Raw genomic sequence first — 18,090 nt, 5'->3', positions numbered from 1 at the left:
CGGCCGGTCACTGGAAGTCGCACCCGGGGTTCGCCGCGTCCTCCGAGAAGGGCGAGCCGTGCGGCAGTACGTACAGGACGTCGAGTACGACCGGCGTGCTGCCGAGATTCCGGCCCAGGTGGATGTTCCCGGGACCGGCCGGCTCGCTGATGGTGCTGCCCTGCGGATACACGCCGTCGGACTCGCAGGTGGAGTCGAAGTGGCTGAGGGTGCCCTGCTTGACGAGGCCGTAGAGGGGGCCGTCGTGGTAGTGCCAGCCGGTGGCCTGGCCTGCGGGGATGGTGATCTCCCGCAGGGTGTAGTCGGTGTCGCCGATGGTGGTCTGGGCGAGTATCCGGCCCGACACTCCGGGCCCGGGCGGCGTGGCGTGGGCGGTGCCGCAGGCGAGGACCGCGGTGACCGTTAAGGCTCCGGCCGTGGCGGTGCGAAGCAGGTTGCGCATGGTGGGCGTCCCCTCGATGGCGAGAGCGTGAGCGCGTCATGACAGGTCAGCGTGATCTTAGAGCGGCGGAACGGCCTGCGGAAAGAGGGGAGCGGCGCCCGCTGAGCAGGAAACGCCGGTGACCGCCCGGCCGTCAGGCAGGGGCAGTCACCGGCGTCGGAGCGGGGCGGGATCTCAGGCTCGCTCGGCCACTGGCTCGGCCGGGATCTCCGTCTCCACCGCCTTGTCCGTGTCCGGCCGGGGCCGGCGCGGAATCCCCAGCGCGCACAGCGCGCCCGCGAACACCACGACGACGCCGACCCACACCGCGGGGTGCAGCCCGTCCACGAACTGCTGCGGCGACCCCGTGCTGCCGTGCGCCACGAACACGGTGCTCAGTACGGCGATACCGAGCGCCCCGCCGATCTCCCGGACGGTGGTGTTGGCGCCGGAGGCCTTGCCCGCGTGTTCGCGGCTGACCGAGCCCAGCACGACCGCCGCCGTCGGCGCGAACACGAAGCCCATGCCGATACCGGCCACGATCATCGGCCCGACCAGGGACGAGTACCCGGTGTCGGTGTCCGCGACCAGGTTGATCCAGCCGAGCCCCACGCCCTGGAGGAAGAGGCCCAGCGCCATCAGCCTGCCGCCGCCCACCTTGTCGGTGAGCAGGCCCGCGACGGGCGCGACGAACATCGGCATCAGCGTCCACGCCAGTGTGCGGACCCCGGCCTCCAGCGGCGAACGCGGCGGCACGATCTGGAGGTACTGGGCGAGCAGGAAGAGCGACCCGAAGACACCGAAGTACATGGCCGCGGAGACGATGTTGGTGAGGGTGAACGCCCGCACCTTGTAGAAGGACAGCGGCAGCATCGGCTGCGGGACCCGGGCCTCCCAGCGGACGAACACGGCCAGCAGCACCGCGCTCGCGGCGAACGCGCCGAGCACCTCGGCCGAGGTCCAGCCGTCCGTCTCGCCGTTCACGATGCCCCACACCAGTGCGAACAGGCCGGCGGCGGCCAGCACCATGCCGACCAGGTCGAGCCTGGCTTCCGGCAGCCTGCTCTCGCGGAGCGTCAGCAGGATCAGGGGCACGGCGACGACGCCCACCGGCACGTTGATCCAGAAGATCCACCGCCAGTCCAGTCCTTCGACCACCGCGCCGCCCACCACGGGGCCCATCGCGACGGCCAGGCCGCTCACGCCCGACCACAGTCCGAGCGCCAGCCCGCGCAGCCGGTCCGGGACGGCCTGCGACAGCAGGGTCAGCGACAGCGGCATCACGGCCGCGGCGCCGAAGCCCTGCACGGTACGGAACGTGATCAGCTGCGCGCTTGTGTCGGCGAGACCGCAGCCGACCGAGGCCAGCGTGAAGACGACGATGCCGATCACGAAGACCGAGCGTCGGCCGAACCGGTCACCGAGTGCGGCCCCCGTCATCAGGAGACAGGCGAAACTGAGGACGTACGCGTTGACGAACCACTGGAGCTGCTGGGTGTTCGCCTCCAGATCGACGGCCAGCGTGTGCAGGGCGGTCGAGACGACCAGGTTGTCCAGCGCGACCATGAACATGGGCACGCTGCACGCGACGATCGCGACCCACAGCGGCACACGCCGGCCCGTGGCCGGCGGCGCGTCGGCCGCGTCCTCCACGACCGGGTTCTCTTCGGACAGCGTCATGGCGGGGGAATCTCCTAGGGGGAGTGGCTGATCCATTGATCCATTGATCCAGTGGTCCAGCAGTCCAGTGGTCCAGCAGTCCGGTGATCCAGTAGTCCAGCGAGCCAGCGAGCCAGCGAGCCAGCGAGCCAGCGGTCCGGCAGTGCGGCCGAAGCCGGCGGGTTGTGTCAGGCGGTCGGCGAGTTGCCGTCGGCGTCCGAGCGTTCCTGGGCCGACAGCCGGTCGCGCGCGTCCGACCAGTCGATGGGCAGGCCGGCTGCCGGCGTCTCCCAGAAGGTGAAGACCGAGCGGTTCATCGTGGAGCGCAGGCCGGTCATGACCGACTTGTGGGGCTCGGTCCGTGCGTATGTGTAGAGGGCCTGCTTGTCCTCCCAGGCCGACAGCGTCCAGAACGTGCGCTTCAGCGGCTCGGCGATCAGCGAGGCGCCGTACGCGCCCGGCGCGCTCTTCACCTGCTTCCACGCGGCGAGGGACCGCAGGAAGAAGCGGGGGACGTCGCGCAGGGAGCGGACTTCCAGGCGGGACGCCATGACGAACGCCGTCGTGTCCGGAGCGGGCTCGTTGACAGTGGTCCAGGGCAGGGTGGGCATGGCTGCGGCCTTCTTCTGAGAGGCAGGGTGAAGCAGAGGCTCTCTTGGATACCTCCACTATCCATGTTAGACAGTAGAGGTATCCAATGACCAGAGCGGAGCCCGACCGATGCGCATGTCCGAGCTGAGCCGCCTCAGTGGCGTCTCTGTCACGACGATCAAGTACTACCTCCGCGAAGGTCTCCTCCCGGCCGGTCGTCAGCTGTCGGCGACGCAGGCCGAGTACGACGAGAACCACCTGCGCAGACTCCGGCTGATCCGCGCGCTGATCGGCGTACGCGGCCTGTCCGTCAGCACCACCCGGGAGGTGCTGGGTGCGCTCGCCGAGCACACGGCGGACACCCACCGCCTCCTGGGGCTCACGCTGGGGGCGATCCGGCTGGCCGACGAGACCGAGGCGGACGCCCCGGAACCAGCCGAAGTAGACGCGCTGATCGAGGAGTTGGGCTGGGATGTGCACAAGTCCGCCCCCGCTCGCGTCACCCTGGCCGACACCCTCGCCTCGCTGCGGACCCTCGGATCGCCGCTGGACCGGCGGGTGCTCCTGCCGTACGCCCGGCTGGCCGAGGAGACCGCGGTCCTCGACCTCGACCAACTGGACGGAATCGAGGACCCGTTGGAGGTCGCCGAACGCGCGCTCCTGCTCACCGTCCTCCTGGAACCCGCGCTCATGGCGCTGCGGCGCATGGCCCAGCAGAACGAGTCGGCCCGGCGGCACGCGGACGGGGCGAACAGGGTTGACCGGACGGACGAAGTGGACCGGGCGGACAGCTGACCCGGTCTACCGCCCCAGTTCGCGCAGCAACTGGGCCGCCGCCTCCTTCCCGGCGGAGAACGCGGCCTCGTGCGAGCCGATCTGGTCGTGGTACTGCTGCTTGGAGTGGAAGTACGAGCCGCACAGCTTGACCCGTGGCCCTTCGTTGACCTCGTAGACGGTCTGCTGGGCGCGGCGCATGGCCATGTCGAGGACCGGGTGCTCGTAGTGGAAGGTGCGGATGACGCTCTCCTCGGCGACCGGCAGCGGGCAGTCGAGGGTGACGAAGTAGTCGGTCTCCGACTCGAAGCCGTGCAGCTTGTTCATGTAGTAGGCCACGTACGTGCGCGGCTGCCCGTCCATCGTCACCTTCCCGTAGTTCCACGCCTCCCACCGGGACCGGTCGGCCGGCATCACGGACGGATCGGTGTGCAGGATCACCGTGGAGGCGTTGTAGCGCAGCGGCGCGAGCAGCTCGCGTTGGCGGTCGGTGGGGTTCTCCAGCAGGGCGCGGGTCACATCGGCGTGGGTGGCGAGCACCACGTGGTCGAAGCGCTCGGAGCCGCCCGCGGTCCGCACGGTGACCCCGTCCTCGTCCTGGTGGATCCCGGTCACCGGCTCGGACAGCCGCACCTTCGGGTCGATCGCCGCGAGCACCTTGCGGACGTACGAGATCGAACCGCCGCCCACGGTCCGCCAGTCCACGCGACGGCCGCCGAGCCCTGTCTCGTCGTGGGCCATGAAGAACGCGATCACGGTCGTGGCCGGCATCTCCCAGACCAGCTCGGCGGGCACCGACCACACCGCGCTGCACAGCAGGATGAAGTAGCCGTACCGGAACTCCTGGCTGTAGCCGCCCCGGTCGAGGTACTCACCCATCGGCATGTCGGTGCGCTTGCGGAAGAAGTCCCGGCGGCCCTCCTCGTGGAACCGGCGGGCCTCGCGCCAGATGGTCTGGAACGCCTCGGGATAGCGGGCGCGCACCTCCTCCTCCGGCAGGTCCATCTCCTCGCTGCCGTACTGCGTGCCCTCGGTCAGGTCGAAGAAGTTGAAGCCGCTGAGCAACTGCTTGGCCTCCACGCCCAGTTCGTCGAAGAAGCCGCTGAGGTTGGGGTAGGCGGGGCGGTTGAAGACGACGAACGCGGTGTCGATGCCCAGGACCCGGCCCGCGTCCTCGACCTCGACGGTGTTGGCGTGGCCCCCGTAGTGGTCCTCTCGTTCGAACAGGGTGATCTCGGCGTGCTCGCGCAGGGCGTAGGCGGCGGAGAGGCCGGCGACGCCACCGCCGACGACGGCGATGCTGGGCTTGGCGGACATCGAGTGCTCCTTGGAGTCAGTGGGTGAGCGTGGTGGTGACCAGGCCGCCCGGTGTGCCCTCTTCGGCGGCGACGGCCACCACATGACCGGGGCCCGGGTGGATCAGGTCGAAGTGCCAGCGCTCACGCGCCGGCTCGGGTTCGCCGGTGTCGTACAGGCGGATGGTGCCGCCGGTCAGGCCGGTGAAGGCGATCGTGGACAGGTCCCGGCGCAGGCCGGTGCCGAGGGCCTTGAGGTATGCCTCCTTGAGCACCCAGTAGGCGGCGACGTGGCCGGGGCGTACGGAGTCGGGGACGGCCGCCAGTTCCGTGCGCTCCCGGTCGGCGAAGAAGCGGGGAAGGTGCGCGACCGCGTCGGGGCCCGCCGGTGAGCGTTCGGCGTCCACTCCGCAGGCCCGGCCGCCGTCGGTCACCACACAGGCGGTCAGGCCGTCCGTGTGGGTGAGGTTGAAGCGCAGCTTGTGCTCCGGGGACGGCTCGGGTTCCGGTCTGCCGTCCGCAGCGGTGCGGAAACGCCAGGAGGCGAGCGGCCTGCCGCTACGGGAGCTGAGCGCATGCCGGGCCAGCAGCCGGGCGGCCAACCGGCGACGCCGTTCGGGCGGTGCGAGGACGCGCTCGCACCGCTCGCGCTCGGCCGCGTCGAGCAGGGCCGGGCCGCCCGTGCGGGCGATGAACGTCTCGGCGGCCGAGTCCGGCAGCAGCCACAGATGACGGTCGGGTATCTGCATCCGGCCCTCCGGTCAGAGCCCGGCGGCGGGCAGGTCACCGCGCTCGGCGAGCGGGAACTGCCAGTACGAGAACAGCCGGTTCTCCCGGTGCAGATGTCGCAGCACCCGCATCACGTCGTCGACCACAGCGGCGTCGGTGACGGCTTCGTGAGGACGCAAGTGCCTTCGTACACGCTCCAGTTGGAGCAGGAGCAGCGCGCCGCTGGGCAACGGGTCCTCGAACGCGGCGGCGGAGTGGACGTAGGTGTGCACGCAGGCGGCGGCTGCGTGCAGGAGGCAGTACTCCTTGGCCAGGTCGAAGAGTTCGGCGGACTGGCCGTAGTCGCGGCCCAGCGACACCTTGAGGGAGGTGACGCGCTCGCGCAACGAGTCGGCTCCGGCGAGGAGTTGCTCCGCCGTGTCCGCCGCCCGGGTCAGCCGGTCGCGCTCGTCGCGCTTGGCCTCCTCGGCCAGCCGGCGCAGCCGGACGAGCGCGGCGGGCGCGGCCAGGAGGGCGTCGTCCCGGCCCCGGCTGTACAACTCCTGGTCCCAGGGCCGGTACAGCGGCAGCTCGCGGTCGATGCCGAAGAGGACGGCCGCGCGTTCGCCGGCCTCGTCGCGCAGTGTCCGGTCGGCGGTGGCGGCCGTGGTGAGCAGTCCGTCGAGCTGGAGCGCGATGTTCTTGAGGTTCACGACGGTGTTGCCGTCGGCGAAGTTGGCGACGGGCAGGTCACGCAGCATCTTCTGGTGGATCGCGTAGTGCGGATGGTCGCGGAGATAGAAGCGGGCTCCGAGTACGACGTTCAGCTGGGCGAAGGTGCGTTCCAGGAGTGTCGGCACGAAGTACTTGACGACCGACGACCACACGCTGGTCTGCTCCGGCACGACCTGCAGGGCCCGCACCGCGCCCAGACTGACCGCGTCGGCGACCATCAGATCCGCGAAGCACTCCACCAACTGGCGGCGGGAGTAGGGGACATCGCTGACCGTACGGCCGAAGACCGTCCGGCCCTCGGTGAAGTCGAGCGTGACCCGCAGCCCCGTGTCCACGGCCGACAGGGCGATGCCGCTGATGAGGGCGCGGGCCGTCTGCGAGGTCTTGAGGGCGATCTCCAGGCCCTGTCCCTCACGGCCGAGGAGCGCGGAGTCCGGTACGAAGACCCGGTCCAGCCGGAAACCGCTCATGTCGAGCCCGCGCAGTCCGTGCATGCGCTCGCGCGGCAGCTCGTCCACCGTCCCGGCGGGGGTCTGCCGTTTGTCGAGGACGAAGACGGAGTAGCCGCCGGGGCCGCCCCGGGGGTCGGTACGGGCGTGGATGCTGAGCCCGTCGGCGACCCGGCCGTTGCCGATCAGCCACTTCTCCCCGGTGAGGAGATAGCCGCCGTCCGTCTTCTCGGCGGTCATCTCGTTGGCGAGCAGATCACTGCCGTGCCGCCGCTCGGACAGGCCCCAGGCGTAGCGGTTGCCGCGCTGGACGGACTCCACCATGGCCCGCTTCTGGGCGTCGGTGCCGGCGACCCAGGCCGGCATGAAACTGAGGCTGGTGATGATGAACGCGGTCGCGGTGGTCGGGTCCCGGCGGGCGATCAGCCGCATCAGGTTGAAGCCGATCTCCACGTCGCCCGCCTTGCCGCCCTGGGCGCGGGGGAGCGAGTGGTCCAGCGCGCCCCAGCGCTGGAGGAGGTTCACGAACTCGTAGGGGTAGTCCTCGCGTTCGTCGTATTCGAGGACGCGGGTGTACGGCATGCGGCTCGCGGGGTCGTGCGGATCGCCCAGGTGGCGTTCAAGCCGCCCGGCCAGCTCCGTGAGGTCCGACTTCGGCACGGGGTCTCCCAACGGTCAGTGGTCGGCGGCGGGTTCGGGGTGCGGTGCGAGTTGTTCGGGGTGCGCGCAGAAGAGCCGGTTACGGGTGTGCAGGTCCGTGGTGATGTCCAGGGCTGGGAGGAGGGCGGGGGCCTCCCGGCGTGGGTCGGCGCCGTCCGCCCGGGCGAGGAGGTACGCGAGACAGGCGGCGAGCCAGCGGGTGTCGCCGGGTTCCGCGCCGAACAGGGGGCGGTCGGGGTTGGCCCACCAGAGGAGCAGGCAGCAGGCGGCGGCGTAGAGGTGGGCGAACCGGTCCGCTGCGTCCACCAGGCCGGTGTCCCGGTCGGCGGTCGCTGTGTCCTCGGCGAGTTGGGTGAGGGCGCTGGTGAGGCGGGTTGTCAGGGCGGCGGTTGTTCGGTCGCCCTGGGTGGTGAGGGTGGTTGCTGCCTGGGGTGCGATGTCGAACAGGGCGGTTGTTATGGGGGAGTTGCCTCGGGCGGTGAGGTCCAGGTGTTCGGGGGCGTATGGGGGAAGCGGTTCGGTGAGGTCGAAGGCCTTGCGTATGAGGTCGGTGCCTGTTCGCCCTGGGGAGCGCGGTGTGGTGGCTGCTGCCGCGCCGCTGTGGCCTGTCGCGCAGTTCTCCGCGCCCCTGGGGCCGTTGCCCTGGACCAGCGTCGGGAGTTGGGCCGCGTATGCGCGCAGGTTGGCCAGGGTGCTGGTGTCCACGACCCTCACGACGGCCGCGTCCCGCTGGAGTTTCTGGAACAGGCCGTCGCCCGGGCCCTCCGTACGGAGTACCGAGCGTGTCGCCAGGACCGTGGCACAACGGCGGATCAGGTCCTCGGTGCTCTCCGCGACCACGTGCTTGGCGGCGCATCCCCAGACACTGAACACCTCCGGGAACACATGGATACCCCGGGCGGCGGTCAGCGCTGTGACGTCCGACGCCAGGAGCGCGGCCGATGCGACCGCCAACTCCCGTCTCGGATAGGGCGACTCGCCAACCGTCGTGCGGCCGACCCGGCGTGCCGACGCGAAGTCCAGAGTGAGGCGCAGAGCCGTGTCCGCGCAGCCGAGGCTGCCGGCCATGCTCATCACCCGGACCACCTGCTGGGCCTTCATGACGGACTCCAGCGCCTGGCCCTCGCCGCCCACCAACGCCTCGGCCGGGACCGGGAGACGGTCGAAGCGGAGGTGGGCGAAGTCGATGCCGCGCATGCCCGAGGTGGGAACGGCCGGGCTGCGCCCGACGTCCCCCGTCAGGTCGAGCAGCACCGCCGTGAAGGCGCCCGGTCCCCGCCCGCCCGTCCGTGCCACCAGGTACAGCGCCTCGCAGCGGAGGCCGAGGCCCACCATCCACTTCTCGCCCGTCAACTCCCAGCCGTCCAGCACGGGTTCGAGGCGGACGGTGTTGGCCAGCAGGTCGCTTCCGTGGTCGGCCTCCGACAGGGCGAAGCCCACCGCACCGCCCCTGCCGAGGATCTCCGCCACATGCTTCTGCTGCTCGGGCGAGCCGTGCAGCGCCAGGCAGGTCGCCGCGGTGATGCCGAACATGGTGCCCGGCATGATGTTCAGATCCCGGCGGGCGGCGGTGCGGACCAGGACCATGCTGTGCTCGAAGGACTCGAACCGGCCGCCCCACTCCGTCGGCAGGTGGTTGAGGTGGAAGCCCGCCTCGCGCAGCGCGGCGCACAACTCGTCCGGGAACGCGTCCTGTTCGTCCCGGCGGACGGCTGCCGCGAATCCGTACGGGTTGTCCGCGTCGTACGGATCACCCAGGAGCCGCTCGATGTCTCCGGCGGTCGGCGCGCTCATCGTGTCTCCTCCAGCTCCGCCGGCGGTTCCAGGGGAACGGGCCGGTAGTCGGCCGCCGACGCCGGGATCCGTACGCCGGAGACGCGAAGGTGGGCCAGGCGGGTGTGGAACGCGGCGCCGCGCATCAGGTGGTGGGCCACGTCCGCGACCCGGCGATTGCCCGGGGCCTTGAGATAGCTGGCGGTGACCCAGTCGTTGAACGCGCCCATCGCCGGGCCGCACCACACCTGGTAGTCGAGTACACGGTCCGGGTCGCCGACCGTCGACCAGCGGGACGCCATGCCGAGGTACCAGCGGAACACCAGCGCCATCCGACGCTTCGGGTTCTCGGCGGCGCGGGCCAGCTGCTCGGGATCACGGCGGCCGAAGTAGCCGACGCACTCCTGCCAGACGTCCTCCAGCGGGCGGCGGATGATCTGGGTCTCCAGCCGGGCGCGCTCGCTGTCGGGCAGCGCTTCCAGCCCGTCGTACCTCTGGTACAGCTCGTACAGGCGCTTGGCGCGCATCGGGAACAGGGTGCCCTTCTTCAACACCTGGAGTTCCACGCCCATTTCGAACATGTCGGCGGCCGGCGCCATCTCGCAGTCCGCGATGCCCGCGTCCGCCAGCAGTTCCTTGGTCGGTTTCGACGCGCCCGACTCCACGCACGACTGGTTGACCGAGCCGGTGACGACATAGGCGGCACCCATGGTGAACGCCGCCGCGACGGAGGAGGGACAGCCGAGGCCGCCCGCCGCGCCCACCCGGATCGGGGTCGGGTAGCGGTGGTCGTGCTGGACGGTGTCCCGCAGCCGGAGGATCGTCGGCAGCAGGGCGGTGAGCGGGCGGCGGTCGGTGTGGCCGCCCGAGTCGCCCTCGACCGTGATGTCGTCGGCCATCGGGACGTACTTCGCCAGGTCCGCCTGTTCGGCGGTGATCAGCCCCTGGGAGTGGAGGGCGCTCACCACGGCGGCCGGAGCGGGGCGCATGAAGCGTTCCGCCGTCTCGGGGCGGGAGATCTTCGCGATGAGGCGGTGCGCGGCGACGACCTCCCCGGACGGGCCGCGGCGCAGGCCGGCCAGGCGATAGCGCACCACGTGCGGGCTGAGGCTCATGAACGCCGACGCCTCCACACACCGCACCCCGTACCGCAGGAACAGCTCCACCGCCTCCCGCTCCAGGCGCTCCTCGCTCGGGCTGTGGATCAGGTTGACGGCGTACGGCAGTCCCGGGATCTCGGCGGCGAACCGGGTGAGCGCCTTCTCGATGGTCTCGGGCAGCAGCCCGGCCGCCCCGTACGAGGCGAGGAATCCCTCCCGGGCCAGGGCGATCACCAGGTCGGCCGAGGCGATACCGCCCGCCATCGCGCCCGCCATGTAGGCGTACCGGACGCCGTGCGCGGCCAGGAACGCCGGGGAGCCGAGCGTGCGCGGAGGCAGTGGGCCGGCGGCGGCCAGGAGGGGGAAACCCTCGCCCGGAGTCGCCCGGCCGCCGGAGACGGCTCCGATGCCGGTCGGTGTGCGGACGACGAAGGCGGGCCGGTCGAGGTCGGCGAGGGACTGGTAGATGCCGGCCGGGTCGGTGCCGGGGCTGGCGTCTCCGTACCACCGCAGAGGAGTGGTCTGGGTGTGCATGGTCGGGGTCGTCTCCTCTGAGCCGGTCAGGCCCGGTCGCGGGTGGTGTCGGGGCTGACCTCGATGGCCACGTCGGTGAGTTCGTAGATGCGCAGCCCCGGCTTCCACAGGTCGGCGTCCGCGATCACCACGAGCCGCTCACCGTTCCGGCGGACCTCCTTGACGTGGACGTCGAAGCGCAACTCCCCGTCGTGGCGAAGGATCTGGCCCCGGTACTTCCAGCTCGTCGGCACGTCCACGGCGAGACCGAACCGGGGGTTCTCGATCCCCTCGGCGAGGCCCTGCTCCAGGACGAACAGGCGAAGACCCTGGAGAATCGCCTCCACGCCGAGCGAACCGGGCATCACCGGATCGCGGTGGAAGTGGCAGTCGAAGTACCACTCGTCGGGCCGGACCTGGCGGTAGCCGTGGAGGTATCCGGCGCCGTGCCTGCCGCCGTCCGCGACCAGGTCGACATGGTCGACGAGGTGGTAGTGACCGCCGGGCAGGTGCAGCCGGCCACCGGTCGGGTCGGTGAACGCCGTTGCCTCGTCGGGGAGTTCGATGCGGCGGATGCGGGAGGCGGCCGGTTTCTCCTGCTCGATCCAGGGTGCGACGTACGTTCCGTTGTCCAGGCCCACCTGGTTGGTGAGCGCGGCCTCGCTGAAGTATCCGAACAGCGACTCGCCGGTGTAGAAGACCTCGCCGTCTGCCGAGAGTTCGTACCTGAAGTTCTGAAGTACCGCACCCGACACGGCACTTGTCATCAGCAGGGTGGAGTGGTGGCGGATGGTCCGGCCGCGCAGGTCGATGTCCTTGACGTACGTCGCCTTTCCGTCGAGGTTGCGGATCGAGTACTCGGTCTCCGGCTGCTTCAGGGTGGCGCCCAGGTAGTAGCCGTTGAGGATGGCCGCCTGGAGCGAGGTCTCCATCAGCACGCAGTTGGGCAGATGGGGATGCGCGTTCTCGCGGTAGTACCAGGCGTCCGCCGGGGAGTCGTACTCCGTCACCATCTCCGCACCCGGCTTCAACTCACCGCGCGTACCGGTTAGTTGCATGATGCGGTCCACGAACTGGAAGTCCCCGTTGGGGATGTACGGGGCCCGGCTGTCCTTGTACACGTCGAACTCGGGGCCCATCGCCGTACCGAGGTCGCCCTTCGCGGCGTGCGCCAGGTGGAGTTCGTTGATCAGCGCGGGCTCGCCGGCGCGGTTGCGGCGGCCGAGGAACTCCGGGATGCCGCCGGGTCCGGCGCGGTAGGGCGTGCCGTCCTTCTCGCGGATCTGGATGCCGAAGTTGCGCATCCGGATCACCGCCTTGTCGCCCAGGTACACGAGGATGTCGGCGACGACGGAGGGACGCGGCAGCAGCGTCAGCTCCATGATCTCGATCTCGTAGCGGATCTCCCGGTGCTGCGGCGTGATCTGGCCGCGCACCTGCACCTCGGTCTCCAGCCCGACGATGGTCTGGAAGCGGGCGTCGGGCAGCACCAGGTGCATGCCCTGGTGGAGCAGATACGCCTGGAGGGTCTGGACGGCGCCCTCCGCCACCATCGACCCGGCCAGCACCGGATCGTCGGGGAAGTGGCACTCGAAGTACCAGGCGTCCGGGTCCAGCCGCTTGTGCGCGGTGATCGCGCCGATTCCGCGCGGCCCGCCCGTACGGTCGATGACGATCTCGTCGACCATGCGCAGCCGCGCGTCGGGCAGCCGCAGTGCCGGGTTGAGGCCGGCGTCCTGGGCGTGGTGCGGCCCGAACACCTCGCCCGGCTTCCCCGCTGCCAGCAACTCCAGGTCGGCGGCGCTGAGCCGGTTCTTCCCGGTGTCGGCCAGCGGCTTGAAAGTGGTCCTGGTCAGGGCGGCGCGCCGTTTCCGGTCCCGCTCGGTGACGACGACACCCAACGGCGTGTCGAGTTCGGCCTGTGTGAAGAACCCGGCGCTGGCGTCCTTGAGTTCGAGGATCAGCTCGCCGTCGGCGTAGCAGAGGTAGCTGAAGAAGAAGAGGGTGGTGTCGCCCTGGCGGACGAAACGGTTGATGGAGATGTCGTAGCGCAGGGTCTGGCCGGTCCTCGGCAGGTCGCCGTGGAAGACGAGGGTGCTGTCGAGGAGCCGGTAGACCCGCTCGCCCTTGTTGCGGAAGTCGATGCCGAGATAGCTGATGAGCAGCAGGTCGCACTGTCCCGCCTCGATGGCCACGGCCGGCGGCACCCCGCCGTCCACCGCGTACCAGGCATCCTTCGGCACGTCGTACTCGGTGCGGATGAACGAGGGTTCGTAGACACCGGTCTCCGCCCGGAGGCCGGTGACGCGGGTGACGAAGTGGTACGGGGGTGCGGGCAGCCGGACGCGCTTCGCGTACCCGTCGATGTCCGCGAAGTCGGGGCCGAACACGTCCGTGATCCGGCCGGTGGCGAAGGCGAGCAGCTGTTCCTCGTCCCAGATGACACCCGGCGCCCTGGCGGGCGGGGTGGCCTGGGGTGCGGCTTCGATGGCGGCGGGGGGCGGCGGGCCGCTGGGGAGCGCGGGCGGCGGGGTGGTGGGCGCTGCGGCGGGCGCGGGCGCGAAGGCCGCTTCGAGCAGCGCCTCCGTACGGGCCAGGGTGTTCTCCTGGAGGACACGCTGTGTCTCCATCACCACCGAGTGCGTGGCCACCATCTGCTGCCGTATCTCCCGTACGAGATCGGCGGCGGCGTTTCCCGACGACCACCCGGAGGGCGGGGCAGGGGTAGAGGCAGCGGTAGGGGCATGGGCCGGGGGCGGTGTGCCGGGGGTGCTGGGTACGAGGTGCCTGTGGGCCGGTGCCGGAGTCGGCGCGGCCGGTTCCGCCCAGGGCACGAAGGCGAGCGGTTCGCCGTCGAAGGTGATGACCTCGACGTCGTCGAGGCTCGGGTCGGCGGGCATCGGGGCGGGTACCTCCAAGTCTGCCGCCGCACGGGCGGGTTGGGTGTCCTTGACGTCAACTGCCGTGGAAGCAAGCTCTGTCGAGCCGTACGCGGCAGCCGCGCCGACATGTGCGGGCTCGGGCCGCGCAGCGCCGGCGACGACCTGCGAGGCCGCCGCCACCCGCGCCGTGATGCCCGCCGGGATGGATGCGCCGCCGCCGACCGGCACCCGCAGCAGCGCCGGTCGGGCGGCCGGCACGGGGTCCGGGCCGAGCAGTGCCGCAAGGTCCACCGGCAGCCCGTGCGCGGCGAGCCGGGCCGCCAGTTGGGCCACGGAACGGGCGGCGGGGACGCCGCGCCGGTCCACCGGCATCGCCACGTGCTCGGCGTCGCCGAGGGTGTCGTGCACCCAGCGGGTGCAGGTGGCCCCCGGACCGACCTCGACGAAGTAGCGGTAGCCACGGTCGTACGCGGTACGCACCAGGCGCGGGAAGTCGATCGTGGCGCGCAGGGTCCGCGCGATCCGCCGGGCCACCTCCGACCGCTCCAGCCCGGGCACGCGGTCGTAGTCGTAGGCGCTCAGCAGGTCGAGGCCGCCGGGGGAGCCGGTCGGATGGTCGTTGAGTTCGGCGAGGCCGGCCAGCTCCCCGTCCACGACCGGGCAGTGCATCACCGAGCCGACCGGCGAGCGGGCCGACGGGCAGTCCAACTCCGCTATCAGGGAACGGCATTGAGCCGGGTCGCCCGCGATCACCGCCTCGCGCGGGGTGTTGACGTGGGTCAGGAAAACCCTGTCGTAGGGGGTGCCGGCGCGGGAGAGCGCGTCCGTGATCCGGTCCGCCGACTCCAGCAGCACGAAGCTGCCCCACACGGCCTCGTCCGGGGTGTCCTCCCCGAGTCGCCACAGCTCACGGACGGTACGGCGAGGCCCGGACAGCCGGTCGCGGAACAGGGGAGTGGCGCTGATCCGGTCGTCCCGGCGCGCTGAGCGCCGCCAGCCGCCGGTGGCGAACAGCATGCTGCTCTCGCCCAGGCTGTAGCCGAACGCGCCGTGCGCCCGCACGCCGAGCAGGTCGCGCACCAGGTCGGTGTAGAGGATCGCGAAGGTGGTGCCGGTGGCGAGCATGAACGGGATGTCCTCGCCGAGCCGGCCCTCCAGGGCCATCAAGTCCCGACGCTCAGGCGTGACTTGGGTGCGCGGGTAGAGCTGGGCGGCGCGGAAGAGCCGGTCCGGATCGGAGGCCTCGGCCTCGAAGCTGTCGAGCAGGGACGGGAAGACGCGGAAGAAGTCCTGGCCCAGGCCCGGGTACGAGTTGAACGCACCCGGATAGACCAGAGCCACCTTCCCCTCGGGACCGATCGGCCGCGGCGCGAAGCAACTCCCCGCCGGGGTCGTCCACTCCTCGCCCTTCGCAGCCGCGCCCGGCAGGTCGCGCGCCGCCGACTCCAGCTGCGCGCGCAGCTGTTCGGAGTCCCGGCCGACCAGGACGACACGCAGCGCGCTGCCCGGCAGCTGTTCGGCGGCGGCCCGGCCCAGCCGGTACGGATCGGCACCCTCGGCGAGCAGTGTCAGATGGCGGTCCACCTCGGCGAGCAGCCCGTCGAGGTCCGGTGCGCCGAGGGGCAGCAGCACCGGACCGCCGGCCTTGCGCCAGTCGGCGGCAGCCACGTCGCCCCGGGTGCGGTCGGCGGACAGGACGACATGGGCGTGGGCGCCGTCCGAACCGATGGCGCTGACGGCCGCGTACCGGCGTACACCCTGCGCGACGCGCAGCCAGGGCCGGGACGCCTCCGGCACATGGAACGCCGAGGCCGCGAAGTGGCCGGCCAGCTCCGGTGCGGGCCTGCGCCAGCCGGGCGCGCCGGGGACATGGGCGTGGTGCAGGCACAGCACGGCACGCAGCAGGCCCGCCATCGCGGCGGCGGTCCGGGTGTCGCCGAGCTGAGCCTTGGCGCTGCCCAGCGCGACCGTGCCGGAGCCCGCCGGGTACACCACGGCCAGCGCCGCCAGTTCGGCCGCGTCCTGCGCCGGAGTGCCGCCCGCGTGGGCCTCGACGTAACCGACGTCGGCCGGGCCGATGCCGGCCGCGGCCAGCGCGTCCCCGGCGGCCAGCGCGAGGGTGTCCGCGTCCGCCTCCGGCAGCGTGCCGGCGACGGGTGCGGCGTGCCGTACGGCCACGGAGTCGATCCGCGCGTACGCCCGCCGTTCGTCCGGGGCCGCGCCGGGACGCGTGACGACGACGGCACCCGCGCCCTCGCCGATGCGCCGGCCGCGCTGCCCCTCGCCGAAGCTCAGGCCCGCCCCGGACACCGGCTTGTCGTCGCGCAGCAGCAGGTTCTCCGGCGAGGCCGCGAGATCCACCGCGCCGACCAGCACCGCTTCGACACTCTCGTCCAGCAGCAGGAGTTGGGCGATCTGGAGCGCCTCGGCGGTGCCCGCGCCGTCCGACGAAACGGTGAAGGACGGCCCGGTGAGGTTCCAGAGGGAGGAGATCCGGCTGGCCATGATGTTGCCGATGTAGCTGAGCACCTCGTTGGCGACGATCGGCTCGTGGACGCCTTCCCGTGCGACGGCGGCGAGCGCGGCGAACTGCTCCTCCGTCAGCTTGAGTCCGGCGTCGTCGTACGCGCGGCGCAGGAAGTCGCCGAGCCCGTAACGGGCCAGGTGCAGATGGGCACTCGGCTCGATCTCCATGGCCACGACCACCGCGATCCGGCGCGGCTCGGGAGCCTTGCGGCCCGGCGGCACCGTCCGGTCGTACCCCGCGTCGCGCAGCGCCTCGTCGGCGACCTTCGACATCAGGGCGTGCTGGAGGTTGTAGTTGCGCAGGTCGGCCGGGGGGATGCGGTTGTCGGCCGGATCGAGTTCGATCCGGTCCACGAACCCGCCCTCGGGCAGCGCCGCCCGGTGCAGCCCCGCCCGCTCCAGCGTGCCGCCGGTCGTGTCCTCCAGGCCGCGCCAGCGGTGTTCGGGCAGCGGCTGGAAGGCGTCGGTGCCGTCGTGCAGGGAGCGTTCGAGGGCGGTGACGTCGGCGAGGGTGCCGAAGTGCGCGCCGAGGCCGACGACGTCCAGGGCGGGGGGTACGACGGGCTCCGCCTCCCCGGCTTCCAGGGCGTCCGGCGTCCGGGAGAGGACGACATGGGCGTTCGTGCCGCCGAACCCGAACGCGGAGACCGCCGCCCGGCGTGGCCCCGGCCCGCGGTCGGGCCAGTCGCGCCCCGTGCGTACGACGGGCACTTCGCCCGCGGCCGGTGTGCTGAGCGGCTCGTCGATGCCGATCGTCGGCGGGAGATGCCCGTGCGCCATCGACAGGATCACCTTGAGAAGACTGCTCAGCCCGGCCACGGTCAGCAGATGACCGAGGTTGCCCTTCACCGAGCCGAGCGGCGGGACCGTGCCCCGCGTCCCGAACCAGGCGGCGACCGACTCCGCCTCAGTGCCGTCCCCGACGGGCGTCCCGGTGGCGTGGCACTCCAGGTAGTCCACCTGCTCGGGCCCGAAACCGGCCTGGGCGTAGGCGAGTTCGTACGAACTGAGCTGTCCCGCGGCATTCGGTAGGAGGAGATGGCGGCCGGCGCCGTCGTTCGACAGGCCGATGCCGTCGATCACCGCGTAGACGTGGTCGCCGTCGGCGATCGCGTCGGCGAGCCTGCGGACGGCGACCATGCCGGCGCCCTGACCGGTGAGGATGCCGGTGGAGCGGGCGTCGAAGGGCTGGCTGACGCCGTTCTGCGGATAGGCGTGCAGGTCGGAGAAGGAGAGGTGGATGAGCGTCGGGTCGGGCGCGCACACTCCGCCCGCCAGCACCAGGTCGGCCTGGCCGGCGGCGAGATGGTCGCAGGCCAGCTTCAGCGCGTACAGGGCCGAGGAGCAGGCGGCGTCGAGGGCGTAGCGGGGGCCGCCGAGGCCGAGGGCGGTGGCCGCGAGCCGGGCGGGGGCGCCGCTCACCCGGGCGTCCGCCGGGGACACGGACGCCGGGTCGAGCAGCGGGCCGGGCGCGGGTGCGGGGGCGCCGGATCCGCGCAGACCCTCCAGCACGGCTTCGTGGACGAGGGGCAGGCTGATGCGGGCCGAGGCCGGGGTGGGGAAGGAGTAGTCGCCGACCACCAGACCGGTGCGGGCCAGCAGTTCGGGGCGGTCACTGTGACCGCTGTCCCGCAGTGCCTCGCGGGCCACGTGCAGCGACCAGTGGAAGACCCGGTCGAGACCGGCGAGGTCCTCGGGGCGGAGGAGGAAGCCGGTGGGGTCGAACTCGAAGCCGGTGACGAAACCGCCCCGGACGCAGGTGATGGCGTGATCGGGATCCGGGGTCCCCTCACGGCCGGCGGCCGGCCCGGGAACGGCAGGGCCGAAGATCTCGGGGCCGCCCTCCGTGCGGCTGTCGACGCCGGCGCGGAGGTTGTCCCAGAACGCGCCGGGAGTGTCCGCCCCGGGGAAGAGGCAGGAGATCCCGACGATCGCGAACTTGCTGCTCATTGAAGCTGTTCCCTCCAGGGTGCCGGGGGCCCGGCGGGGGCCGTGGGGCCCGCC

General features: G+C 71.6%; 10 protein-coding genes. 1 reads left to right on the top strand and 9 read right to left on the bottom strand.

All coding sequences use genetic code 11. The annotated features are described in order from the left end of the window. Nucleotides 1-7: 7 nt before the first annotated feature. From OG595_RS02340 to OG595_RS02330, 3 genes are all read right to left on the bottom strand, one after another. Nucleotides 8-442: a cupin domain-containing protein gene (locus OG595_RS02340; protein ID WP_329267227.1), complete on the bottom strand. Its 435-nt coding sequence runs from the start codon at nt 440-442 to the stop codon at nt 8-10. Between the two features lie 174 nt (nt 443-616). After that, a complete protein-coding gene (locus OG595_RS02335; protein WP_329267225.1) occupies nt 617-2,101 on the bottom strand; it encodes an MFS transporter in 1,485 nt (494 codons plus the stop codon). Nucleotides 2,102-2,268: 167 nt separating this feature from the next. Then, nucleotides 2,269-2,691: a DUF3291 domain-containing protein gene (locus tag OG595_RS02330; RefSeq protein ID WP_329267224.1), complete on the bottom strand. Its 423-nt coding sequence runs from the start codon at nt 2,689-2,691 to the stop codon at nt 2,269-2,271. Nucleotides 2,692-2,800: 109 nt separating this feature from the next. Between OG595_RS02330 and OG595_RS02325 the strand changes: the two genes are divergently transcribed. Further along, on the top strand, nt 2,801-3,466 hold the full coding sequence (locus OG595_RS02325) for a MerR family transcriptional regulator (protein WP_329267222.1): 666 nt from the start codon (nt 2,801-2,803) through the stop codon (nt 3,464-3,466). Between the two features lie 6 nt (nt 3,467-3,472). Here the strand turns inward: OG595_RS02325 and OG595_RS02320 are convergent, their stop codons facing one another. The 6 genes from OG595_RS02320 to OG595_RS02295 are packed head-to-tail and all read right to left on the bottom strand — an operon-like array spanning nt 3,473 to nt 18,036. Then, nucleotides 3,473-4,762 (bottom strand): NAD(P)/FAD-dependent oxidoreductase, encoded by a 1,290-nt coding sequence (locus OG595_RS02320; RefSeq protein ID WP_329267220.1) that lies wholly within the window; start codon nt 4,760-4,762, stop codon nt 3,473-3,475. A gap of 16 nt (nt 4,763-4,778) precedes the next feature. Next, nucleotides 4,779-5,489: a 4'-phosphopantetheinyl transferase family protein gene (locus tag OG595_RS02315; protein ID WP_329267218.1), complete on the bottom strand. Its 711-nt coding sequence runs from the start codon at nt 5,487-5,489 to the stop codon at nt 4,779-4,781. Between the two features lie 12 nt (nt 5,490-5,501). Then, entirely contained in the window at nt 5,502-7,292 is a 1,791-nt protein-coding gene (locus OG595_RS02310) for an acyl-CoA dehydrogenase (protein WP_329267216.1), read from the bottom strand. Between the two features lie 15 nt (nt 7,293-7,307). Continuing rightward, entirely contained in the window at nt 7,308-9,086 is a 1,779-nt protein-coding gene (locus OG595_RS02305; protein ID WP_329267214.1) for an acyl-CoA dehydrogenase family protein, read from the bottom strand. Next, nucleotides 9,083-10,699, bottom strand: coding sequence for a PfaD family polyunsaturated fatty acid/polyketide biosynthesis protein (locus OG595_RS02300; protein ID WP_329267213.1), 1,617 nt, complete (start codon nt 10,697-10,699; stop codon nt 9,083-9,085). Before OG595_RS02300 ends, OG595_RS02305 begins: the two co-directional genes overlap by 4 nt. Nucleotides 10,700-10,725: 26 nt before the next feature. Further along, on the bottom strand, nt 10,726-18,036 hold the full coding sequence (locus OG595_RS02295) for a beta-ketoacyl synthase N-terminal-like domain-containing protein (RefSeq protein ID WP_329267210.1): 7,311 nt from the start codon (nt 18,034-18,036) through the stop codon (nt 10,726-10,728). Nucleotides 18,037-18,090 lie beyond the last annotated feature (54 nt).

This window comes from Streptomyces sp. NBC_01451 (assembly GCF_036227485.1).
Lineage (GTDB): Bacteria > Actinomycetota > Actinomycetes > Streptomycetales > Streptomycetaceae > Streptomyces.
Note: the sequence above shows the minus strand (reverse complement) of the source record. Positions and strands in the feature narration are given on the sequence as shown.